The following is a 24272-nucleotide window of genomic DNA, read 5'->3' on the forward strand; positions in this document are numbered from 1 at the left end:
CAAAAATAATGTAATTATTAACACCTACAACGCGGAGTGTATGCATATTATTTCATTACACCCATTCCGTAGTTAATTGTTAAATTATAAATGTTTAAATTTGTTTTTATCATCTTCAAAAACAATATTTGTCCATCGAAATCTACACTGCCACTTAGTTTAACTGAAACAAAACCTATGCAAGCATTAAACGATTTTTTACTATTAATTGATTCTTATATCGGTAGCCATACCTGGTTCGTCTTATTATTATTGGGAACAGGTATTTTCTTTACCTTTTATCTTCGTTTTCCTCAAATACGATTTTTAAAATATGCTATTCGCATTGTGCAGGGTAAGTTTGATAAGGATGATGATGTAGGAGATACTTCGCACTTTCAAGCGCTCACAACTGCCTTATCAGGCACCGTAGGTACGGGAAATATTGCGGGTGTTGCTTTTGCCGTTCATTTAGGTGGTCCGGCTGCCTTATTTTGGATGCTAGTAACGGCCATGTTTGGTATGACAACCAAGTTTGTTGAAGTTACCTTGTCGCACAAGTACCGTGAGAAAGCTCAGGATGGATCCATTGCTGGTGGTCCTATGTATTTTATGCGTAAGCGTTTAAATATTAAAACTTCCACAGGTAAAACCATTAAAACAGGATATTGGATAGCTGGTATATTCGCCTTGGCTACCATCTTATCATCTTTCGGTACTGGAAGTTTACCTCAAATTAATAGCATTGCCAACTCATTATTTTCAACGTTCGGAGTGCCGCATATGGTTTCAGGCTTGGTACTGGCCATTTTATTAGGTTTTGTAATTATTGGAGGTATCAAACGAATTGCCAAAGTAACATCAAAATTAGTGCCTGCTATGGCTCTGATATATTTCATTGGTGCCATGGCCGTAATATTATACAATTACGAAAATATATGGCCTTCTATCCAGGCTGTTGTAGGTGATATTTTCACAGGTTCATCTGCAGTTGGTGGTTTCTTGGGAGCTTCCATTGCTTTTGCATTTAACAGAGGTGTTAACCGAGGTTTATTCTCGAATGAGGCAGGACAAGGTTCTGCGCCAATTGCCCACGCCGCGGCAAAAGCTCACGAGCCTGTATCAGAGGGTTTAGTAGCACTCCTAGAGCCTTTTATTGATACCATCCTAATTTGTACCCTTACCGGTTTTGTTTTGTTATCATCTGGTGTATGGAGCGAAAAACTGGATAATAGATTTCAGCTGTCTGATTTACAGGTGTTAAATACCACCGAAGTTACTGACCAAACCAACGATGGCAGAATAAAATTAGGCCAACATATTAGTGGAGAGACTGCTTTACCATTATTTGATGGTCAGTTAAGTATTGAGGATGGTAAAATAACCTCCCCGGTTACTTTAATACATGCCCGTTCATTGGCTGAGAATGTTATTGTAAAAAGAGGTTCTCAATCATTTAATGGAACTTTAGATGTGCAAAATGGTAACGTGGTAATTAACGACGAAGAAATTGGTCTGATACAAAAGTTAAAAGAACAGTTTACCAATTCGAGTACGAATAAAATTACCATTCAAGGAAAATCCTTAATACACAGTGCGCCATTAACGGCTGTAGCATTTACAAAAAGTTGGTTTGGTGTATGGGGGCAATACATCGTATCCATTGGGTTATTGCTATTTGCTTTTTCTACAGCTATATCATGGTCGTACTACGGCGATAGAGCCGTAACATATTTATGGGGTTCCAAATATGTTATATGGTATCACATGGTTTATGTAATCGCGTTTTTTACCGCTTCATTCATTGATACAACAATTATTTGGACACTTTCTGGGATTACCATTGCACTGATGACCATACCGAATTTATTTGGCTTATTATTCTTGCATAAAGAGATGAAAGAAGATGTTAAGTCTTTTTGGAAAGAGTATAAAGTACGTTTCCCTAATGAGAAGAACGTGCCAAAAAGATAATTCCTTGAATGTCTGAAGTTCAAAAAATAACCAATAAAAAAGAGTTTGAGCAGTTCTTCATGGTACACCACCATGAAGTGCTGTCTTATGCCTTGAAGTTTGTTAAAAGTAAGGATGTAGCTTCGGATATAGTTCAAGAAGCTTTTATAAAGCTGTGGGAGAATAAAAAACATATTTTAGCAACGGTTTCACTTAAGGCGTATTTGTTTAAAATGGTTTATAATCTTTCTCTGAATTATTTAGCACAACTAAAAAACCACGCACAACATCATGCTTCTATTCATACCGAATTATTGGAGATGGAAATGGACTATTACAAAGAAGAAAAAAGTTTGTTACAGGAGGAAAGAATAACAAGCCTAAGGAAAATGCTTAAAGAATTGCCCAAAGGGTGTTATGAAGTAATTGATCTAAGCCGACTGCAAGGTTTTAAAAACAAAGAAATTGCTGAAAAATTAGCTGTGCCTGTGCGCACAATAGAAACTCGTATTTATCGCTGTATCAGTAAATTAAAATATCTTTTCGAAAAAAGTGTATAATTTTATTAAAAAAAGCATCTAATTCTGACGTAGTTTTTACTTCTCACTTGTCGTGTAATTACAAAAGCGATAAATGGAAGAACTGAAGGATATAGAATTAATCATTATACAAAGCCTCGACCAAACGGCAAGCCTTGCTGATTTAGCGACTCTTAAAAATTGGATGGAGGCTTCTGAAGTAAACAGGCAACACTATTTTAAAATGAAAGATATGTGGGATGCCAGTCGCACATATACCGATTCTTCAGCCAAACAGGCATGGGGAAGAGTTAATAACAGAATAACTCAGAGGCATATACCTAAATGGACTGTAGAGTTCCTGAAAATAGCGGCAGTAGCTATTGTTGCAGTATTGCTCAGTTATCTAGTGTTTAATATTCCTACAGAAACTGAACTGTATAGCAATAATACCACCGTTGAAGTACCCAATGGATCTCAATCGACAATTTACCTTAACGATGGGACGAAGGTAAAACTAAATGCAGGGTCAAAATTAATATACCCCAATAGTTTTAATGGTGACACAAGACAAGTTCAGTTATTTGGAGAAGGTTATTTTGAAGTAACACACAATCCAGAGCATCCCTTTGTTGTATCGGCAGGAGAAATTGAAGTAAGGGTATTAGGTACCGAGTTTAATGTGATGGCATATCCTGAATACAATCGCATTGAAACCACCTTGATTGATGGTAAGGTTGCTTTAAATAGAATTGGGGCTAACACAAAGCCAATGGTTTTAAAACCAGGTCAGAAAGCCACTTATAGCAATGGCAAACTTTCTCTCGAGCGTGCAGATATTCCACTCGAAACCAATTGGACAAAAAATAGTTTTTACTTTAAAAGCACACCTTTTAGTGAGTTGGTAATGCGACTGGAGCGTTGGTATGCTGTTGATATTGAATATAAAACCGAGGATTTTAAGGATATTACATTTACGGGTAAGTTCCGAAATAACGAAACTATATGGCAGGTGTTAGATGCAATTCAAATAACCACAGCCATCCGGTATAAGTCTGAAAACGAGAAAATATACATTACTCTAACAAAATAAATGCCTATGAGGTAAGGTCCTTATACAAAGCGACCGGACGATGCGGCAACATCAATCCGGTCTGATAAATTTAAAACAAGTTTAAAAGTAAATCATTCAAAAGTATGAAAAAAAAATTGAATGGCATGAGACATATCGTGTCATGTCTAAACCCAAAATTTTGGAAGATTATGAAACTGACAATAGTTTTAATGATTTTCGGAATGGTTCAGGTTTCTGCAACAAGTTATTCGCAGAATGTAAAACTCAACCTAAAGCGAGGTCAAAATACATTGCAACATGTATTTAACGAAATTGAAAAACAATCTACATTTACTATTTTTTATCAAGATGACTTGGTTAATCTGCAAAAAGAGGTTAATCAGGAATTAAACGGAGATTTGTCTGAAGTGCTTGACAAGGCTCTTGAAGGAACTGGATTGACGTATAAGATTAATGATAAACTGATCATTATTCTTGAAGAAACCCCAACAGCAGCTTCTCAGCAAGATGTTCAGAAAGTAATTAGAGGCAAAGTTATTGGGGTTGATGGTGAATCCTTACCAGGTGTTAATGTTTTTATCGAAGGAAGCACCAATGGTACTATTACTAACATCGATGGAGAATATGAAATTACAGTAAGTGGTAATGATCAAAACATTGTTTTCTCATTTATTGGTTTTCAAACACAAACCATTGCTCTTAGCGGACGCACTCAAATTGACATCACCTTAGTGGAAGAGTCAATTGGGCTTGATGAAATTGTAGCCGTAGGTTACGGTGTTCAGAAGAAAAGTGACCTTACAGGTGCAGTGGCCAGTATTAAAAGTGATAAATTAAATAAAGTAGCCGTTTCAAACCCTGCTGAAGCTTTACAAGGTCGAATGGCTGGTGTTAGCATTACTGCTATTGGAGGTGCTCCAGGAGCAGGTATGGATATTAAAATTAGAGGTGCCAGTACTTTAAATGATAATGATCCTTTGGTTATTATTGATAACGTACCAGGTAGCATGTACATGCTTAATCCTGCTGACATTGAGTCTGTTGAAGTATTAAAAGATGGTGCAGCTGCAGCAATATATGGTACAGAAGCTGCCAACGGTGTTATATTAATTACTACAAAAAAGGGTAAAGAAGGTAAGCTGAGTGTTGATTTTTCGGCTAAATGGGCAAGCCAACAACAAACCTCAGAACTTAATATGGCTAATACAGAGCAGTACATGCAAATTGCCAATGCTATGTATGACAATAATCCGAATGAAAGCAAACCTAAATATCTAACAGTTCCGCATTATTATGATACAGACTGGTTAGGCGCTGTATTTCGTAAAGCACCAATGCAAGAGTATAATGTGAATTTCAAAGGCGGTACAGAGCATGCACAGTATTATGTGTCGGCAGGTTGGTTAGATCAGGAAGGTACGATTATAGGAACCGATTTTCAGAAAGCTAATTTAAGGTCTAAAATCGACTTTTCAGGAGATTGGTTAGCGGGTGGTATTAATATCAGCTACAACGAAACAGATCAGGATAATCGTTCATTAAGTATCAAAGAGAGCTATGAAATACTACCACTGGTTCCTATTTATGACGACTCAAGAGAAGATGGCTTTGGCTACCCCAATACAGATGAGTTAGGGATGCCTGCTAACAACAACCCAGTAGGACGTGAGCACTTTGTAGATAGTCAATATCGTGATGAATACCTGACTGCTAACGGTTATTTAACTTTTGACATAACAAAAGGCTTAAACTTCCGATTTGAGGCAGGTTTAAACAACAGCAACAGACATTCTTTCTCACACAATCCGTCTTATAATATTAATGATAAAGAGGAAGTGTTTTACCCATCGGTATGGGAACAGAGATACAACTGGCGCGAAATTAATATCAACAACATCCTGACTTACGACAAAACATTTGGTAAGCATAAAATTGGGTTAATGGCTGGTTATATTACCAAAAAGTCAACCACCGATTATGTTGATGCTAGTATTACTGGATTTAAAAATGAGTATAGTGCTGAATTAAATGATGATGGTGATGCAGTGCTTATCACTGATGAAGTGCCAACCGGATTTCTTGATGAAATGTTTAATACATTAAACGCAGGAATGGATGGAACAAAAGATGTTGGTGGAACACGTACCACATATACCAGGGCATCTATTGTAGGCCGATTAAACTATTCTTATAACGATCGTTACCTAATCCAGGCAACCGTGCGTAGAGATGGTTCGTCGAAATTTGGTCCAGACTCTCGTTATGGTACTTTTCCATCTGTTGCATTAGGATGGAGGATGTCTGAAGAGGGTTTTATGCAAAATATTGAAGTATTGAGCAACCTTAAGTTAAGAGCTAGTTACGGTATATTAGGTAATGAAGGAAGCTTAGGTTTATACAGATACTTACCGTTGATGAGTAGTTATACGCATGAGTTTGGAGCCTACTCCCAAGGTCGTGGTGAAACTGTTTGGACAGGTACAATTTCGCGTGATTTAGAAAACCGTGAATACCGCTGGGAAAAAACTGCCACGATGAATATTGGTGTAGACTTTGGGTTTTTCAATAATAAACTATCTGGTGGTGTTAACTATTATGACAATACAACATCTGATATGTTAGTGAATAAGCCAATACCACCATCAGCTGGTTTGAAAACTCCTACTGTTAACTTTGGTGAAATGGTTAATAGTGGTGTTGAATTGGAATTAACATACCAAAATAACATTGGCGACTTTAATTATTCTGTTTTTGGTGCGCTTAGTACAACTAAAAACGAAGTAACTAAAATGGGTAATGAAGATGAAAGCATTCCTGGCGCGGCATTAAATTACTCAGAACATTATGCACACCAAACAAAAGTTGGTTATGCACTTGGATCATATTGGTTATATCAAATGGATGGTATCTTCCAAAACGAACAAGAAGTTTTAGCACACACAAATAGCGAGGGTGATGTAATACAACCAGAGGCTAAGCCTGGTGATATTCGTTTTAAGGATATTGATGATGATGGTGCACTTACGCCTGATGATAAGGTTTTTAGTGGAGTAGGTATACCCAGGTATAATTTTAGCTTTAGTATTGATGCATCTTATAAATCGTTTGATTTATCCATATTGATGCACGGTGCTGGAGGACATAAAATCTATAATGGTAATCGTTACTATTACGAGTCTATGAGAACAAACCGTAACATGTTTGCGTCAACAATAAATGCTTGGACACCTGATAATACCAATACTGATATACCTAGAGCTGTTATTGGTGATCCTAGTCAGAATAGTCGTGAATCAACACGTTTTCTAGAAGATGGCGATTTCATGAGGATTAAAAATATTCAATTGGGATATACTTTACCACAGAATCTAACTCAGCGAATAAAAATTAATAAAGCAAGAGTTTATGTGAGCGGACAAAACTTATTCACCTTCACAAAGTATTCGGGACAAGATCCTGAAATCGGAAGAAGTGATGTTTGGAGTCCAGGGCTGGATACGGCCTTATATCCTATTTCGAAGATGTACATCGTAGGTGTTCAAATGAGTTTCTAACCTCCAAAAGTTTAAAACAATGAAGAAATATTTAATATATAGCTTATTAGCAATTTTGCCATTCACATGGGGTTGTGAAGATGATTTTCTGACAACAACACCTGATGATCAGCTTACTGTGGAGGCATTTTATAGAAATGTAACAGATGCTGAAGCTGCATTAGCAACTGTCTATGCACAAATTGGCGCAGGGGATCGTTGGAATGTTACCGAAGTTAATTTTGTTGTTGAACATTTCCGTTCTGATATGTGCATGCCTGGTCCAGACCGTTATCCTGATTGGACGGCTATCTCAACATTTACAAATACAGCAGGTAACTCGCGTGCTACAACATATTGGTGGGATGCCTACCGAGGCTTAAATCATGCTAACCAGGTGATTGAGAAAGTTGGTGAGATGACTGATGATAAAATTAAGCCAGAAGAGCGTGAACAAATTGTTGCAGAAGCAAAATTTCTACGAGGATATTTACATTTTCGTTTATTAAACAATTGGGACAAAGTAATTTTACAAGACGCTGCGCCAAAAACAGATGAAGACCTAGCTAAACCATTGAGCGAACGTGATGCGGTTTGGACACTAGTTGAACAAGATTTTAAAGATGCTGCACTTGTTTTACCTAATAGCTATGATAATTCTTCCGTAGGACGAGCAACCAAAGGTGCTGCAATTGGATACTTGGGTAAAGCTTTGCTTTTCCAAGGTAAATTTGGAGATGCCGCTGTTGAATTAAAGAAGTTGGTTGTTGATGGTGTTGGTAGCTACGAACTTGTAAATAACTACATGAGTAACTTTGATGGTTCTAACGAAAACAACAAGGAATCGGTATTTGAAATACAATATTCTTCCGTTCGTTCAAATGGCCGACACATCGGACATGTTTCAGGTAAGTTTACCTCCGCACCAGAGATTGGTGGTTGGGGAAATATCGAAGCCACGCCAACTATGGTTGCAGAGTTTAAGTCAGAAGGTAATATTGCAACTACAGGTAAATTTGATACCCGATTATATTCAACTTTATTTTTTAATGATGCTGATGTAGATGTGTTTGGGCAAAGTTTTGAGGAAGTTTTTGGTGCTGGTTCAGAGAGGGCTATCTATCGTAAATATACATTAAGCGACATACCGGAAAGCGATAATACAGCTTGGTATTCATCTCAGAATATCCCTGTAATGCGTTATGCCGATGTATTGCTGATGTATGCAGAGGCCTTAAATGAATCCAGTTCAGCAGATGCTGCCAAGCCTTTTATTGATGAAGTAAGAGAACGTGCTGATATGCCTGCTTTACCAGCTGGCTTATCTAAAGAAGAGATGCGTAATCGCATTATGCATGAAAGGGCTGTAGAATTAGCTTTCGAAGGTCATCGCTTCTTTGACTTACGTCGTTGGGGTAATACAATATTAGAAGATAAAATGAGAAATAGTGGAAAGCCTGGTGCCGAAAATTTCAACCTTGATTCACATGCTTATTTTCCTATTCCTGAAGTGGAAACAAATTCTAATGGAGCATTATAAAAAATCATTCATTTGGGGTCGTAGATTTTGGCCCCATTAAAATTTAAACAATGAAGACTTTTAAAAAATCTATATATCTGCTATTCATTCTGCCGCTATTTATTTCATGTGATGTAGACGGTTTATTAGAGTTAGAACAAGATAAATCAGTGGTAATTTGGGAAAAAGACCAAAGCACCGTTAAAATTATTAAAGAGGGCTCAGTTGTTGATATCCCAACGGTAAACTTACAGCTATTCGGTCGTTCTGCTACAGAGGATATTACCATTCAATACGATGTTGACGAAACTAAAACAACCGCAACCGAAGGGCTGCATTTTACCATTGGCCAAAAGCAGTTGTCTCTAGAAGCAGGTGCTGCTTTTATTCAGGTGCCAATAGAATATGACCCAGAGGCAATTACAAGTACTGAGCCATTGGATATAGTGCTGAATATTTCATCTATTCAGGGAGATGTTCGAAATAGCTCTGCCTCAACTACGATTACCATTAAGCCACGTTTATTAAACTTGGAGTATTGGTCGGGTGCTTATACATTTCTTGCAGATGGATGGTCGCGAGAAGCTTCAATGACTGCCCTTTCAAATGGTGAGGATATGATTATGTATAACTTTTGGGGTAATGGTTTGGAGATGGTAGGTAAGGTTGTAGAAACCGATGCATCAAGTATTAAGTTTGTTGTGCCAGCTGGTACTAAACTTGATAATGGCTGGGATGATAGAGGAGCCTGGTTGTTGGATAATGACTTAATTGGTGTTTTTGATACCGAGAACCGTTTAATCGATTTTATTCAATTCGATTATATCTGCGAAGATGGTTCAACGGGATCATTTCCTTGGTGTGAAGAAACCTGTCAATTGGTGCAAAACTAGATAAGTAGTGTGATTTTGGATTATTTATTGAGCGGATCCATTTCGATGGATCCGTCTCTTTTATATTATTATGTGTATCATTCTCTAATTCAGTCATATTCAATTCTAACAAAACAAGTTACAGTGTCACGTATAGCAATTGTAGATAGAAAAATAACATATTACACAATTTGAATTCTATGTACTATTGCTTTAATTGAAAGCTAAGAACTAAAGCATCCTCTTTAAATAATTTTAAAACGCTATCTTCAATTTTATACATTAAAGGTTGTTGTAGCATCATAAAAAACTCATGCTCAGGTACCCCATCACAATACCTTTTTGTGGACATAACCTTATCGATGTGCAGTTTATTATCATCAAATGTTATAGCGCCTCCAAACGAATTACAACCACTGTAACCACCAACACGTCCTTCTGCTTTATTAATGATTAGGGTAGGTAGGCGCTCAATAAAGCCCACATCGCCAGGTGCCTGCCCATTGTAACTGATCAGCTCCCAGGTATTACCTTCTTTAAATAACTCTTGGGCAACTACAGTTTCCTTTTCAACCATTCTACTTGAGCTCTTGGCAGTTTTACAGCTAAATAGCACCCCGGCAACCATTATCACAAGAAAAATATTCTTCATATTATTCAGTTTTTATTTTGTTTGGCTAAATTGGCAATAATAATCATGCCAGTAATTATAAAATACAAGTTAAATAAATAGTCGTATGGACACAATAGATGTAAAGGTAGGAACGCGCGTTGAGCACCCCCGTTACGGCGAAGGTATAATCGCAAAAATTAACCTCGGCGCTTACATTGTTTTCTTTGAGGATGGTGGTAAAATGGAAATTCCGAAAACCAGCACCAATTTAAGTATTATAGAGAGCCCTGAAGAAGGAAAAGGTGAGGCCGTAACGGCACGCGATTTACGTCAGGCCATAGCATCGGTATTGGATGAATATGGAACATTACCAGTGGAGGTGGAGATAGGGCAGAAGTGGATAGGAGGTAAAGTATTGCTTCAGCCAGCAGATGAATCTTTACAAGCCAAGGAAATACCCATGGATGTTTTCTTCAAGAAAATAATTATGGTGCGCGACCGTTTGCGTGTTCTGGAACAAAACATTAATTCGTCAGCCTCTCTGAACGAGGAAGAAAAAGTTCATATTCAACAGTACATCACACGAGCATATGGTAGCTTAACTACATTTAATGTGCTTTTTTCCGAGAAAGAAGATTACTTTAAGGGGAGTGGCAAGAAATAAATGAAGAAGAGAAATCAGAGATAATAAACTCATCTGGCAACTTTCGCTAGATGAGTTTCTTATTATCTGAGTAATGACGAATACCTGCATCCGACAAAGGCACGCTAAATGTATATTTTATTCTCCACTGTTAATAACTTCCAATAGTATGCGCTTTTCTGAGCCAATAGAAATTGTATATTTGTCATCGCATATATCGAGCAAATGGAATACATCGTTTCAGCAAGAAAATACAGACCATCGACTTTTAAGTCAGTTGTAGGGCAGGGTAATATTACCACGACGCTAAAGAATGCCATTAAGAGCAATCAACTAGCGCATGCCTACCTGTTTTGTGGTTCGCGTGGTGTGGGTAAAACCACCTGTGCGCGTATTTTTGCAAAAACAATTAACTGTTCCAGTATTTCCGATGACTTTGAAGCGTGTAATACTTGCGAGTCATGCTTGTCGTTTAACGATAATAGGTCATACAACATTCATGAACTGGATGCCGCCAGTAACAACTCGGTTGATGATATTCGTAGTCTGATTGATAAGGTAAGAGTCCCGCCTCAACTGGGTACTTACTCTGTTTACATCATTGACGAGGTTCACATGTTATCACAAGCTGCTTTTAATGCCTTTTTGAAGACTTTGGAAGAGCCGCCGCGTCATGCTATATTTATCCTTGCAACCACCGAGAAACACAAGATTTTACCAACTATACTTTCGCGTTGTCAGATTTTTGATTTCAACCGCATTACGATTAGCGATGCAGTGGGGCACCTGAAATATGTAGCCGAAAGCGAGAGTGTGAAGGTGGATGAAGAAGGTTTAGCCATTGTGGCCCAAAAGGCAGATGGTGCCATGCGTGATGCTTTGTCTATATTTGATCAGATTGTTGCGTTTTCGGGTAAAGAAATCAGCTACCAGCAAGTAATTGAGAACCTCAATGTGCTGGATTACGATTACTATTTTAAGCTAACCGATGCTTTTTTAGCAGAAGACTATAAACAGGGACTCATTACTTTTAACGAAATCTTATTAAAAGGTTTTGATGCGCAGCATTTTATGGCGGGTTTGAATAGTCATATGCGCGATTTGTTAATGTGTAGAGATGCTTCAACGGCTTTGCTTTTAGAAGTTGGTCAAAACACCAAAGAAAAGTATCAGCAGCAAGCAGCCCAATGTTCGGTTGATTTTCTATATGAGGCATTAAAAGTGATTAACGATAGCGAGCAGCAATACCGTGCAGCCAAAAACAAGCGTTTACACATTGAGTTTGCCTTGATACGCCTGGCTCGTATTGTTACAGAAAAAAAAAACTAAAACCGTCTGATCAAATACCAATTATCACAGTTGGTAAAGTTAAGCCGCAAGCCCCAGCAGCAAAAGCTCCCCAGCAAAATGTAAGTAACAAAAGTGTAGCACAGCAAGCAGCTCCTGTTAAGAAAGTCAGTATTGGTGGTTTAAAATCCATCTCATTAAAAAATCTGGCACAAAAAGTTCAGCAGCCAAGTGATACGCCACAACCAAAGAAAGAAGAGAAAAAGCCAGAAGAGCCCATTGACAGGTCATGGAACGATGCCTTTAATCAAGAACAGCTAAATGATGTTTGGCGACAGTTTACACGACAGCATGAAACACGACCACGTATTCATACTATCTACAAAAACTACGTACCAAAAATCAATAAGGATGTTGCCCTGCTCATGGTCTTGCGAAATAAAACGCAGGAATATGAACTTCACAAAGAACGTTCAAATATCTTGTCATTTTTACGCCGTAGCTTAAGAAATGCCAACATAAGTTTGGATTTTGAAATAAGTGTGGAAGAGGAAAGTGGTACGCGTAAGGCTTTTACAGTAGCCGATAAATACAAGGTGATGACTGAAAAGAATCCGGCATTGGCTAAGTTCAGGAAAGAGTTTAACCTTGATATTGAGTAGTAGTGATAGCTCTTTTCTTTTGAATAGCATGTTTAATTAAAGAAAAAAATATCTAATTATGAGATATGTCAGGTGCTAGTCTATTAATTGCTGTAGATTTGTATTGACAATAAACCTTTAAAGAGGTAGTACTAGTTTTTATTCGTGGATGTGTAAACACTAAGGATAATAAACTGTTACTATTTAATCGAATACATTTAAGAACTATTAAGAGATGAGAACACAGACCCCTAAAATTATTTACACCCAAACGGACGAAGCGCCTGCTTTGGCAACTTATTCACTTCTGCCAATTGTTGAGGCCTATACAAAGTCAGCAGGAGTAAAGGTTGAGACAAGAGATATTTCATTAGCTGGTCGTATCATAGCTAACTTTCCTGATTTTCTGAAAGAAGATCAACGCATCGCCGATGCTTTGTCTGAGCTAGGTGATCTGGCAAAAACACCCGAGGCCAACATTATTAAACTACCAAATATTAGTGCTTCCATTCCTCAGATGCAAGCAGCTATTAAAGAGCTTCAGGAAAAAGGATATGCCTTACCGAATTATCCCGAAGAGCCTCAGTCTGAGAAAGAAGAAGAGATAAAATCGCGCTATGATAAGATAAAGGGTAGTGCGGTTAATCCAGTGTTGCGTGAGGGTAATTCCGACAGGCGCGCGCCGAAAGCTGTTAAAAACTATGCTCAGAAAAACCCTCATTCAATGGGAGTATGGTCTGCTTCATCAAAATCCAATGTGGTAAGCATGCCTGATGGTGATTTTTTTGGTAATGAAAAATCAACAACCGTTCAAAAGGCCGGATATGTGCGTATCGAGCATGTGGCTTCCAACGGCGAGCTTACTGTGTTGAAAGAAAAAGTGGAGCTTCAGGAAGGTGAGATAATTGACGCCTCTGTGTTGCGTAAAGATGCTCTTCGTAGCTTTTTAGAAGAAGCCATTGAGAAAGCAAAAAAAGAAAATATTTTATTCTCAGTGCACCTGAAGGCTACCATGATGAAGGTTTCTGATCCTATTATTTTTGGTCAGGTGGTAGAGATGTTTTTCAAAGATGTGTTTGAGAAATATGGTGACGTATTTCAGGAGCTGGGTATCTCAGCCAACAATGGTTTGGGCGATTTGCATGCTAAGTTATCTAAATTACCACAGTCTCAGAAGGAGGAAATAGAAGCGGCTATCGAAGCTTGCTATGAGAGTGGTCCTGATTTAGCCATGGTTAACTCCGATAAGGGTATTACCAACTTACACGTGCCAAGTGATGTGATCATTGATGCATCCATGCCGGCTGCCATCCGTACATCGGGGCAAATGTGGGGACCTGATGGACAACTAAAAGATACTTTATATACAATCCCTGATCGCTCTTATGCTGGCATCTATCAGGAGACGATGGATTTCTGTAAGCAAAATGGTGCTTTCGACCCAACCACCATGGGTAGTGTATCAAATGTTGGCCTAATGGCGCAAAAGGCAGAGGAATACGGTTCGCACGATAAAACATTTCAAATGACTAGCAGCGGAACTGTCCGGGTAATTGATCAGGATGATGTTGTGGTGTTTGAACATAGTGTGGGAGAAGGTGATATATGGCGCATGTGCCAGGTAAAAGATGCACCAATCCAGGATTGGGTGAAGCTGGCTGTTAAACGAGCAAAGGCAACTGGTGTTCCGGCGGTATTCTGGTTAAACGAAGAGAGGGCTCATGATAATCAATTAATTTCAAAGCTTAATAAATACCTTCCTAACCATGATGTTAGCGGTATTGAAGTACATATTTTATCGCCAGTAGAGGCTACGCGTTTTTCATTGAAGCGTATCATTAAAGGTGAGGATACCATTTCTGTTACTGGTAATGTATTGCGTGATTACCTGACTGATTTATTTCCAATATTGGAAGTGGGCACAAGTGCTAAAATGCTTTCTATTGTTCCATTGATGAATGGTGGTGGCTTATTTGAAACGGGTGCTGGAGGTTCTGCACCAAAGCATGTGCAGCAATTTGAGTATGAAGGGCATTTGCGCTGGGATTCATTGGGTGAGTTTTTAGCCTTAGCTGTATCGCTTGAGCATTTGAGTCAGAATGGTGATAATACTAAGGCAAAGGTATTGGGTGAAACATTGGATGATGCAACCAGTATTTTGTTGGAGAATCGTAAGTCGCCATCGCGCAAAGTAAATGAGCTTGATAACCGCGGTAGTCATTTCTACCTTGCTATGTATTGGGCGCAAGCATTAGCTGAGCAGGATACTGATGCTGAGCTGAAGAATAGCTTTACATCCATTGCTCAGGAATTGGCTAATAATGAGGCCAAGATTGTAGAAGAGTTAAATGCAGCTCAAGGACAAGCGGTCGATGTGGGAGGTTATTATGCTCCTGTATTTGAACTGGCTTCAAAAGCCATGCGTCCAAGTGCTACGTTCAATGCAATTCTTGAAAAATTGTAAGATACCGTTCTTTAAATATTATAAGCGACACTAACTTTTGTTGGTGTCGCTTTTCTTTTTTGATCTTCAGATGTCATCTTAAATAATGTGAGCTCGATGTAAGGAACAGATTAACTCTTCTTATAATTCCATAAATTAGGCCCGAAAGGCCGTCATGTATCAGGATAGGCCGCAGGCCTATTTTTAAATATACGGTTCTTTTAAGCCCTGAAAGGTCGACACATGATAAATGTGCTTTATATGTACGCGTCAGGCTTACAGCCCTCATTATCATGTTTGGATTTTCCCACAGGCCTTTGGCCTGTACTACTATGCATTGCCCTTTCAGGGCATTTGTGGCGGTATTTATTGCAATTTCTGGTTTGAAATGGATATAAATACAAGATTTTGCTTTGTTGATAATTGTATTTCTTACATCGAACTCACGTTAAATAGGCATTTTCACGAAAGATGACATCTGTACCACCTCCTTAATACTTAGCCTTGGACACCAATATGCACCATCCTAAACAAAAAAAAGCTGCACGAGGCAGCTTTTTTAAAATTATATCTTCACTAAGGTCTTAATTATCTCTTTCTTGCGATAATTCAATAATAGCCGTCGTAATCTTCTCTTCTTTACTATCAAAATCTACCTTAATAATGTCTCCTTCAGAAACGGAAGCCTGTATAATTACCTCTGCCATCTCATCTTCCAGGTATTTTTGAATAGCACGTTTCAGTGGTCGCGCGCCATATTGCACATCGTAACCTTTGGTGGCAATAAAGTCTTTGGCTGCATCAGAAAGCTCCAGTTTATAACCAAGTCCCTCCACACGGTCGTATAAACCTTTCAGTTCAATGTCAATAATCTGGTGAATATTCTCTTTCTCCAGGTTGTTAAAAATAATGACATCGTCAATACGGTTGATGAATTCAGGTGCAAAAGCTTTCTTAAGAGCTTTTTCAATCACACCTTTTGAGTGCTCCTGATCAGAAATACTGCTTTTGGGCGTAAAACCAACACCGCGACCAAAGTCTTTCAATTCACGTGTTCCAATATTGGAAGTCATGATGATGATGGTGTTTTTAAAGTCCACTTTTCGACCTAGGCTGTCGGTCAAACGACCTTCATCCATTACTTGAAGAAGCAAGTTAAATACATCAGGATGCGCTTTCTCTATTTCATCTAAAAGTACCACTGCATAAGGGCGACGACGTACCTTTTCTGTTAATTGACCACCCTCTTCGTAACCAACGTATCCCGGAGGAGCTCCCACCAATCGTGAAACAGAAAACTTCTCCATGTATTCACTCATGTCAATGCGAATAAGTGCATCGGTGGTGTCAAATAAGTACTTGGCCAGCACTTTGGCCAAGTGTGTTTTACCCACACCTGTAGGTCCAAGGAAGACAAAGGAACCAATCGGGCGGTTTGGATCTTTAAGACCGGCTCTGTTGCGTTGTATGGCCTTTACAATCTTTTCAATGGCTTTGTTCTGGCCAATTACGGTGCCGTTAAGCTCTTTTCCCATTTTCAAAAGGCGAAAACCTTCGGCCTGAGCAACACGCTGAACAGGAATGCCTGTCATCATGGCCACTACCTCTGCCACTTTTTCAGCATCAACACTTTCCCTGTGCTGTAGCAACTCTTCTTCCCACTTACCTTTGGCTGAATCCAGCTCTTCAATCAGGTTTTTCTCCTTATCGCGGAAGCTGGCGGCCAGCTCAAAATTCTGCGCTTTAACTGCCTTTATCTTGTTTTCCTTAATGTCATCAATCTCGTTCTCAATCTTTAGAATGGTTTCAGGCACCACTATGTTCGAGATGTGAACACGCGAACCAGCCTCATCCAATGCATCAATGGCCTTATCAGGTAGGTGACGATCTGAAATATAACGTTCGGTTAGCTTAACACAGGCTTCCACCGCCTCAGGTGAGTAATTCACATTGTGGTGATCCTCGTATTTCTCTCTGATGTTATTTAATATCTCCACTGTCTCTTCAATGGAAGTAGGTTCCACCATTATCTTTTGAAAACGACGTTCCAAAGCACCATCTTTTTCAATGTGCTGGCGGTATTCGTCCAGAGTAGTGGCGCCAATACATTGTATCTCACCACGTGCCAGAGCTGGTTTTAGCATGTTGGCAGCATCCAGCGAACCGGTAGCGCCACCAGCACCCACAATGGTGTGTATTTCATCAATAAATAATATAATGCTTGGGTTACGCCCCAGTTCATTCAGTATGGCTTTCATGCGCTCTTCAAACTGACCGCGATACTTGGTTCCGGCCACTATGGAGGCCAGATCCAGTGTTACCACACGTTTATCAAACAACACACGTGATACCTTTTTCTCGATGATGCGCAAGGCCAGTCCCTCGGCAATCGCCGATTTACCCACACCAGGCTCCCCAATTAATATGGGGTTATTCTTTTTGCGTCGACTTAAGATTTGGGCCAGACGCTCAATTTCTTTCTCACGCCCCACAATAGGATCAAGACGATTTTCTTCAGCAGCCTTGGTTATGTCAATGCCAAAGTTATCCAAAACTGGAGTGTCAGAACCTGTTTTAGCACTCGACTTACTGCCCTCTGAGGCACCACCGCCCGATCCGGAACCGGAAAATGGACTATCCTGGTCATCATCCTCCGGATAATCCGCTTTGGCTGATGGTTTTTCGTTTTCAAGCATGTCTTTTACCTGGCGGTAATTAATATTTTCTTCTGCCATAATTTCCCATATTATACTGCTCTTCTCTTTCAGAAGGGCGATTAGTAGATGGCCTGTATTAATGTGATCACTCTTTAAGGCTTTAGCTTCTAAATGCACTAATTTGAGTACGCGCTCAGAAGATTGTAGCAATGGTAAGTTATCGCTTTGGATGGCTTCTCTTTCTTTAAGGTGGTTCTCCAAAGCTTGTTTAATGCGTTCTTGATCGGCATTTGAACGTTGCAATATCTCCATGGCTAATCCCTCTCCATCGCGCAAAATGCCAAGCATGAGGTGTTCGGGCGATATAAATTGATTGCCCAATCGTTCTGCTTCTTCCTTGCTGTATGATATCACGTCTTTAATACGTGGCGAAAAGTTTAAATCCATATATCGTTAAAATCTTATAATACATAACAACTCGTTGGGGCTCTTGTTTACTCCAACAATCATTTTAATGTCATCAACAATCGTGCTAGTGTTCATTTTTCGTATCCAAAGGACTAAAAAGTGACAATACTGCCGATTTTTGTCATCGCATGAAATTAAATATTCTCTCGTCAATTATCAAAAATTGTTGATAACATTCCTGATTGACAATATATTTTACTGGTTAATCTGCGTTCGACGTAAAATTCTGAACCCAGAACGCTTAAGAATAGTAAGTTTCAAGTGTATATCGACGAAAGAATAGCGGGCTGTTTTGAGATGATTACACGAAGAAAATTGCTTTTTGTCAATGAAATCATCAAGCATTGAATAAAAAACTGATCTACGACGTCAAATTTTATAGCAACAGTTCACTATTACGACAAAGTTATTCCTTGTATATCAGCTCTTTATTTTAATCTGAATTTTTAAATTTAAAACGAACTCAGCTTGTTAATAAAATCTGTTAATGAACGTTTCTTCATGTTATCGAAAATACTTAAATTAGCGTGTTCAAAAAATGGCCCGTAAAAGCCATTTTTTATTGTGTTAGAATATTATAAAATAGACTCATAAATGACTGACGGAGAAAAAATAATTAAAATCAACATTGAGGAAGAGATGAAGTCAGCTTACATCGATTATTCGATGTCGGTAATTGTTTCGCGTGCCTTACCTGATGTTCGTGATGGATTGAAACCGGTTCACCGCCGTGTTTTATACGGAATGAGTGAGTTGGGATTAGCTGCCAGCAAACCATATAAGAAATCGGCCAGAATAGTAGGAGAGGTGCTGGGTAAGTTTCACCCACACGGCGATTCATCGGTTTATTTTGCCATGGTTCGTATGGCTCAGGAGTGGTCTTTACGCTACCCAATGGTTGATGGACAAGGTAACTTTGGGTCTGTTGATGGTGATAGTCCGGCAGCCATGCGTTATACCGAGGCACGCTTAAATAAGCTGGCCGAAGAAATGTTGGTAGACATTGAGAAGCGCACGGTGGATTTTCAATTGAACTTTGATGATACGATTCAGGAGCCAACAGTGATGCCAACACGTATTCCTAATTTATTAGTGAATGGTGCTTCGGGTATTGCAGTGGGTATGGCTACTAATATGCCGCCACATAACCTGAGCGATACCATTGATGCAACCATTGCCTACATTAATAATAATGAGATTGAGATTGATGAGTTGGTAGACATTGTGAAGGCACCAGATTTTCCAACAGGTGGCACTATCTATGGTTACCAGGGAGTGAAAGATGCTTACAATACTGGAAAGGGACGCGTTGTGATACGCGCCAAGTCTGATATTGAGACGGAAGCCAATGGTCGTGAGAAAATCATCATCAACGAAATACCGTATATGGTGAACAAGGCCGAGCTTATCATGAAGATAGCCGACCTCGTAAATGACAAAAAGATAGAGGGTATCTCCAATGTGAACGACGAATCGGACCGTAATGGTATGCGTATCGTTATTGACCTGAAGAGAGATGCTATTGCCAATGTGGTGCTGAACCACCTATATAAGTATACGGCGCTGCAAACATCTTTTGGTGTTAATAACATCGCTCTGGTAAAAGGACGCCCACAATTGCTTAACCTAAAAAGCATGATTGAGTGCTTTGTGGAGCACCGCCACGACGTGGTAACACGACGCACACAATTTGAGTTGGAGCAAGCCGAAAAACGCGCACACATATTGGAAGGTTTAATCATTGCCAGCGATAATATCGATGAAGTGATTAAGATCATTCGTGCCGCACAAACGCCGGATGAGGCTCGTGAGAATTTGATTAAACGTTTCGAATTATCTGAGTTACAAGCCCGCGCCATTGTTGAGATGCGCTTACGCCAGTTAACCGGACTGGAGCAGGATAAGTTACGTGCCGAGTACGATGAGTTGATGAAGGAGATTGCTCGTTTGAAGGAAATTCTGGCCAACGTGGAAATACGTATGAGCATCATCACCGATGAGCTGCAAGAGATTAAAGCCAAATATGGAGATGAGCGACGCACAGATATTGTTTATAGCTCAGAAGAATTTAACCCGGAGGATTTCTATGCCGATGATGAGATGATTATTACCATTTCACACCTGGGCTATATGAAACGTACCCCACTGGCTGAGTTTAAAACACAAAACAGAGGTGGTGTTGGTTCCAAAGGGTCAACAACGCGTGATGAAGACTTTATAGAGCACATCTATCCGGCATCGATGCACAACACCATGTTGTTCTTCACTAAAAAAGGACGCTGTTTCTGGCTGAAAGTATACGAGATACCTGAGGGAACTAAGAACTCAAAGGGACGTGCTATTCAAAATCTATTGAACATCGATCCTGATGATACGGTAAAAGCCTTTATCAAAGTGAAGAAACTGAATGACGAGGATTACATCAATTCGCACTACATCATGATGGGTACGAAAAAGGGTGTAGTGAAAAAATCCTTGTTAAAAGATTATTCTCGCCCACGTGTGAATGGTGTTAATGCCATTACCATTAAAGAGAATGATGAGTTATTGCAAGCACGACTGACCAATGGTGAGTCTGAAATATTGATGGCAACACGCTCAGGACGTGCCATCCGCTTTAACGAAACACAAGCACGTTGCATTGGCCGTACAGGGGCTGGTGTACGAGGCATCACGCTGGCATCAGAAGCCGACGAGGTAGTTGGCATGGTTTGTGTTAAAGATACGGAAGCAGAAGATATTTTGGTGGTATCGGAAAAAGGATACGGAAAACGCTCTAAAACAGAAGATTACCGCGTAACCAACAGGGGTGGTAAGGGTGTTAAAACCATGAATATCAGTGATAAAACAGGGGAGTTGATCACCATTAAAAATGTGACCGACGACAATGACTTAATGATTATTAATCGCTCAGGTATTGCTATTCGCCTTTCGGTGAGTGAGATGCGTGTGATGGGACGAGCTACTCAGGGTGTTCGTTTAATCAACTTATCTAAGAAACAAGATGAGATTGCATCCGTGGCCAAGGTGGCTTCAGAAGCATTGCTTGAAGAAGAAGCTTTTGAACAGGAAGAAGGCAAGGACGATGCGATTAGTGAAAATACAACAGAACAAACTAACGAATGAGGATAAATAGTATATTTGCCTCTCAAAATCAATCTAAAACTTTTTGAAATGAAAAGAGTAGCGCTATTTGCAATTTTAATTTTCAGCATATCAGCTGTATATGCTCAAAAGGGTAAGGTGTCGGCAGCAGACGGTTACTTGTCTACAAGTGATTTGGAAGCCGCTAAAAAGTCGATCGACCTGGCTTTGGAGCATGAAAAAACAATTAACTGGCCAAAAACCTATATCGTTGCCGCTAAGGTATATACCGAATTGTCTAAGTCAGGCGAAGATGCTGAAGGCATCAAAAAAGCAGTGGACTTTTACAAGAAAGCCATTGAGCTAGATCAAAAAGGCGACGCCAAAGGAAAAGGTATTGGTAAATATGCCAAAGAAATTAAGCTACAGTTAACATTCTTTAAACCCGATTTGACCAACTCAGGTATCGAAGGTTTTAACACTGAAGACTTTAACCAGGCTTTATTTGCTTTCGAAAATGTATTGTACCTTAATGCTTTACCAATGTTTCAGGAAGAGGAGCCAGGTATTGATACAGCCATCGTTTATAACTGTGCTTTAGCAGCTTACAACGCCAAGGAGTGGAGTAAGGCTGAGCAGTACTTCAACCAGTCGATTGACTTAGGTTACGGTGGTGGTGATGCTGTATTATTATTGGACCAGGTGTTTGATGCTTCGGGCGACAGCTTAAAGGTAGCGGATAACCTAAAGCGTGGTTTTGTGAAATATCCTGAGGATGAGCGTATTTTAACAACGCTTATTCAGTACTATCTGGATGCTCAGCAGAACGATGCTGCTTTGGAATATTTAAATACAGCTATTGAAAAGGATCCTGAGAATCCATCATTTTACTATGCACGTGGTGTTTTGTACGAAACATTAGACAAGGATCAGGCCATTGTAAATTATGAGAAATGTTTAGAAATTGATGATAGCTTTTTTAATGCTTTGTACAATATTGGTGTGATATACTATAACAAAGGTGTTGAGCAGCAAAATGTAGCCAATGACAAAACCACAACGAAAGAATTTAATGCTGCTATGGACGTAGCTAACGGATTCTGGGAAAAGTCATTACCATACATGGAAAAAGCACATGAAGTACAACCTGAAGAGGCAGCAGTACTTGAAACGCTGAAAGGATTGTATTACCGTTTCGAAAGAATGGATAAGTACAACGAGGTAAAGGCAAAGTTAGAAGCCCTTTAATCGTAAAATACAAAAGTAGCCGGTTCGCCGGCTATTTTTATATCTACAAAAATAACATAATATCAAAAATTTGACACATCTAATTTATATGTAACTGATAATCAACGTTAAATTTTGTGTACGAATTGGAATGTATATTGGGGGATTGATAAAATTTCCCTTTTTTTATTGAGTGCTAACGCAAATTATTAATTAATGGAAACAGATTCATGCAAAATATGGATTAATCAACTAGGAGAAAATATTGCAACAATAGATACACCCTATTGGGAAACTGGTGATTTCTATATTGCTTTAGTAGTTGGATTAGTTAGTATAGGTTTCTCAATTATGGCCTATTTGGAGGCTAAAAAAGCAAAGAATGCTGCAAATGAAGCAGGTAAAACGGTTAAAACACAGAGTATTACTATTGAATTAACCGAGCTGACACAGAAGCTTGATAACATAAATTCAGGCTATAGCTATCAATCCGTTCGTGATATTTATAATGAATTGAACAGAAGAATTAGAAGAGTTGTTTCAGTATATAAGTCAGATCAAGAGTATTCTGATTTAATTAAATCTATCTTGGCTGTTTTAGACAATACAAGAAAGTCATTAAATGGTGTTAGACCAACAAAGACCAGTCAAGATGAAACACCTGCGTTTATAATTTTTAATGCTACCGAAGGTCATTTTTCGGATTTAAACGGTAAACTTGCAGAACTAATAGGACTTCTTGAGCAAAGAGCGATTGATAAACTTTAAAACTAAATAGCTATGAATAATATATATGAAAAATACTTAGATAATATAGAGGTATTAATTAAACACACAAATGAAGGCAAAATAGGTTGGAGAAAAACTAATCCCACTACATATATCTGGAGTAGTATTAATAAGACAAACACTAAATTTACAACTATCATTCAGGCTGTTACAGATGGCCCATGGGAGGAAGAAACTTATTACTTCAAGATACTAAAGCATGATAATGAGGTTGTTATAGATATTGACACTGAGTCAAATGAATCTTTTTTCAGTTTATTACAAACATTATATAATTCTATTTTCAATAATATAGAGAAAAAGAATCTAGATTTCTTTAATGAAATTTTAGATTTAGAATAAATAAAAACCCGCCTAAGCGGGTTTCTTTTTTAATAAGGATAAGCTTTAAAGCCTTAGAACATTAAGTGCGTACCACCTAATTTTTCCAAATCATCAAAACCCATGAAGACCTACTCTTATTTAGAATAGGTCTTTATAGATTTTATAATAAATCAGTTTAATACAGCGTAGCTTTCCACCCTATTATAGCATACGAACCTTTAGAACCAACCATGTCCGATTCTTCTAAATTGGCTACATCACCATCATCTCCAAACAATCGTAAATAATTAGCAATAAACCCCTCACTTAAACCAACGCCATTAACATATAAATGTTGGTCTTGTGCTGTTATTGTACCGTTTAAAGTAGCTGATACTGTTACATTTTCATACTTTTCCTGATATCCATTATCTATATAATAACCACCTCGAACCCATATTTTTTGCACATACCAAATCTGATTATCAACAGGCATAAGTATATCCTTGTGATTACTTGCACCAGTGCCAACCGTCCAAAACTTTTCACTAAACTTTGTAAACGGTTCAACCCGAACACGGTCAGATGCTAACAAGTCTTTTGCTAATTCTTGAAACTGCCCTTTACTAAGACTAGCTATGTCTATTTCTAAGTCCTTATTCATCTCT

17 protein-coding genes are annotated in these 24272 nt (G+C 38.8%); 14 read left to right on the top strand and 3 right to left on the bottom strand.

What is annotated here, in order from left to right; genetic code table 11:
• Positions 1-177 precede the first annotated feature (177 nt).
• The 6 genes from FNN09_RS11045 (at position 178) to FNN09_RS11070 (ending at position 9470) form a co-directional block, all read left to right on the top strand.
• Entirely contained in the window at positions 178-1953 is a 1776-nt protein-coding gene (locus FNN09_RS11045) for a sodium:alanine symporter family protein (protein WP_143302415.1), read from the top strand.
• A gap of 8 nt (positions 1954-1961) precedes the next feature.
• The gene (locus FNN09_RS11050) at positions 1962-2492 is read left to right on the top strand and encodes an RNA polymerase sigma factor (protein WP_143302416.1); all 531 of its coding nucleotides are present in this window, start codon (positions 1962-1964) and stop codon (positions 2490-2492) included.
• A 73-nt stretch (positions 2493-2565) separates the two neighbouring features.
• On the top strand, positions 2566-3543 hold the full coding sequence (locus FNN09_RS11055; RefSeq protein ID WP_143302417.1) for a FecR family protein: 978 nt from the start codon (positions 2566-2568) through the stop codon (positions 3541-3543).
• A gap of 170 nt (positions 3544-3713) precedes the next feature.
• Entirely contained in the window at positions 3714-7079 is a 3366-nt protein-coding gene (locus FNN09_RS11060) for a TonB-dependent receptor (protein ID WP_185968967.1), read from the top strand.
• A gap of 19 nt (positions 7080-7098) precedes the next feature.
• Positions 7099-8598: a RagB/SusD family nutrient uptake outer membrane protein gene (locus FNN09_RS11065; RefSeq protein ID WP_143302419.1), complete on the top strand. Its 1500-nt coding sequence runs from the start codon at positions 7099-7101 to the stop codon at positions 8596-8598.
• A 50-nt stretch (positions 8599-8648) separates the two neighbouring features.
• Positions 8649-9470, top strand: coding sequence for a DUF4843 domain-containing protein (locus tag FNN09_RS11070; protein WP_143302420.1), 822 nt, complete (start codon positions 8649-8651; stop codon positions 9468-9470).
• A gap of 184 nt (positions 9471-9654) precedes the next feature.
• Here FNN09_RS11070 and FNN09_RS11075 read toward each other — a convergent pair whose 3' ends face one another.
• Complete coding sequence (locus FNN09_RS11075) at positions 9655-10101, bottom strand: META domain-containing protein (RefSeq protein ID WP_143302421.1); 447 nt, start codon at positions 10099-10101, stop codon at positions 9655-9657.
• An 85-nt stretch (positions 10102-10186) separates the two neighbouring features.
• Between FNN09_RS11075 and FNN09_RS11080 the strand changes: the two genes are divergently transcribed.
• The 4 genes from FNN09_RS11080 to FNN09_RS11095 all read left to right on the top strand — a co-directional run bounded on the left by FNN09_RS11080 (position 10187) and on the right by FNN09_RS11095 (position 15097).
• Complete coding sequence (locus FNN09_RS11080) at positions 10187-10726, top strand: hypothetical protein (protein ID WP_143302422.1); 540 nt, start codon at positions 10187-10189, stop codon at positions 10724-10726.
• A gap of 204 nt (positions 10727-10930) precedes the next feature.
• Positions 10931-12034: a DNA polymerase III subunit gamma/tau gene (locus FNN09_RS11085; protein ID WP_143302423.1), complete on the top strand. Its 1104-nt coding sequence runs from the start codon at positions 10931-10933 to the stop codon at positions 12032-12034.
• A 383-nt stretch (positions 12035-12417) separates the two neighbouring features.
• A complete protein-coding gene (locus tag FNN09_RS11090) occupies positions 12418-12654 on the top strand; it encodes a hypothetical protein (protein ID WP_143302424.1) in 237 nt (78 codons plus the stop codon).
• Positions 12655-12868: 214 nt separating this feature from the next.
• Positions 12869-15097, top strand: a complete 2229-nt coding sequence (locus FNN09_RS11095; RefSeq protein ID WP_143302425.1) for an NADP-dependent isocitrate dehydrogenase — start codon at positions 12869-12871, stop codon at positions 15095-15097.
• Positions 15098-15660: 563 nt separating this feature from the next.
• Here FNN09_RS11095 and FNN09_RS11100 read toward each other — a convergent pair.
• Positions 15661-18180, bottom strand: a complete 2520-nt coding sequence (locus FNN09_RS11100) for an ATP-dependent Clp protease ATP-binding subunit (protein WP_143302426.1) — start codon at positions 18178-18180, stop codon at positions 15661-15663.
• Between the two features lie 615 nt (positions 18181-18795).
• Between FNN09_RS11100 and gyrA the strand changes: the two genes are divergently transcribed.
• From gyrA to FNN09_RS11120, 4 genes are all read left to right on the top strand, one after another.
• On the top strand, positions 18796-21327 hold the full coding sequence (gyrA, locus tag FNN09_RS11105) for a DNA gyrase subunit A (RefSeq protein WP_143302427.1): 2532 nt from the start codon (positions 18796-18798) through the stop codon (positions 21325-21327).
• 48 nt (positions 21328-21375) lie between these two features.
• On the top strand, positions 21376-22533 hold the full coding sequence (locus FNN09_RS11110) for a tetratricopeptide repeat protein (protein ID WP_143302428.1): 1158 nt from the start codon (positions 21376-21378) through the stop codon (positions 22531-22533).
• A 195-nt stretch (positions 22534-22728) separates the two neighbouring features.
• Positions 22729-23280, top strand: a complete 552-nt coding sequence (locus FNN09_RS11115) for a hypothetical protein (RefSeq protein WP_143302429.1) — start codon at positions 22729-22731, stop codon at positions 23278-23280.
• A 12-nt stretch (positions 23281-23292) separates the two neighbouring features.
• On the top strand, positions 23293-23643 hold the full coding sequence (locus tag FNN09_RS11120; RefSeq protein ID WP_143302430.1) for a hypothetical protein: 351 nt from the start codon (positions 23293-23295) through the stop codon (positions 23641-23643).
• 157 nt (positions 23644-23800) lie between these two features.
• Here the strand turns inward: FNN09_RS11120 and FNN09_RS11125 are convergent, their stop codons facing one another.
• Positions 23801-24268, bottom strand: coding sequence for a hypothetical protein (locus FNN09_RS11125; RefSeq protein WP_143302431.1), 468 nt, complete (start codon positions 24266-24268; stop codon positions 23801-23803).
• Between the last annotated feature and the right edge of the window lie 4 nt (positions 24269-24272).

Origin of the sequence: Carboxylicivirga sp. M1479 (assembly GCF_007097485.1) — a bacterium.
Taxonomy (GTDB): Bacteria; Bacteroidota; Bacteroidia; order Bacteroidales; family Marinilabiliaceae; genus Carboxylicivirga.

What these genes read in the sequence shown, in the direction of transcription:
- FNN09_RS11045 (WP_143302415.1), top strand. Translation starts at nt 178, where the DNA reads ATGCAAGCATTAAACGATTTTTTACTATTAATTGATTCTTATATCGGT.
- FNN09_RS11050 (WP_143302416.1), top strand. Translation starts at nt 1,962, where the DNA reads ATGTCTGAAGTTCAAAAAATAACCAATAAAAAAGAGTTTGAGCAGTTC.
- FNN09_RS11055 (WP_143302417.1), top strand. Translation starts at nt 2,566, where the DNA reads ATGGAAGAACTGAAGGATATAGAATTAATCATTATACAAAGCCTCGAC.
- FNN09_RS11060 (WP_185968967.1), top strand. Translation starts at nt 3,714, where the DNA reads ATGAAACTGACAATAGTTTTAATGATTTTCGGAATGGTTCAGGTTTCT.
- FNN09_RS11065 (WP_143302419.1), top strand. Translation starts at nt 7,099, where the DNA reads ATGAAGAAATATTTAATATATAGCTTATTAGCAATTTTGCCATTCACA.
- FNN09_RS11070 (WP_143302420.1), top strand. Translation starts at nt 8,649, where the DNA reads ATGAAGACTTTTAAAAAATCTATATATCTGCTATTCATTCTGCCGCTA.
- FNN09_RS11075 (WP_143302421.1), bottom strand. Translation starts at nt 10,101, where the DNA reads ATGAAGAATATTTTTCTTGTGATAATGGTTGCCGGGGTGCTATTTAGC.
- FNN09_RS11080 (WP_143302422.1), top strand. Translation starts at nt 10,187, where the DNA reads ATGGACACAATAGATGTAAAGGTAGGAACGCGCGTTGAGCACCCCCGT.
- FNN09_RS11085 (WP_143302423.1), top strand. Translation starts at nt 10,931, where the DNA reads ATGGAATACATCGTTTCAGCAAGAAAATACAGACCATCGACTTTTAAG.
- FNN09_RS11090 (WP_143302424.1), top strand. Translation starts at nt 12,418, where the DNA reads ATGGTCTTGCGAAATAAAACGCAGGAATATGAACTTCACAAAGAACGT.
- FNN09_RS11095 (WP_143302425.1), top strand. Translation starts at nt 12,869, where the DNA reads ATGAGAACACAGACCCCTAAAATTATTTACACCCAAACGGACGAAGCG.
- FNN09_RS11100 (WP_143302426.1), bottom strand. Translation starts at nt 18,180, where the DNA reads ATGGATTTAAACTTTTCGCCACGTATTAAAGACGTGATATCATACAGC.
- gyrA (WP_143302427.1), top strand. Translation starts at nt 18,796, where the DNA reads ATGACTGACGGAGAAAAAATAATTAAAATCAACATTGAGGAAGAGATG.
- FNN09_RS11110 (WP_143302428.1), top strand. Translation starts at nt 21,376, where the DNA reads ATGAAAAGAGTAGCGCTATTTGCAATTTTAATTTTCAGCATATCAGCT.
- FNN09_RS11115 (WP_143302429.1), top strand. Translation starts at nt 22,729, where the DNA reads ATGGAAACAGATTCATGCAAAATATGGATTAATCAACTAGGAGAAAAT.
- FNN09_RS11120 (WP_143302430.1), top strand. Translation starts at nt 23,293, where the DNA reads ATGAATAATATATATGAAAAATACTTAGATAATATAGAGGTATTAATT.
- FNN09_RS11125 (WP_143302431.1), bottom strand. Translation starts at nt 24,268, where the DNA reads ATGAATAAGGACTTAGAAATAGACATAGCTAGTCTTAGTAAAGGGCAG.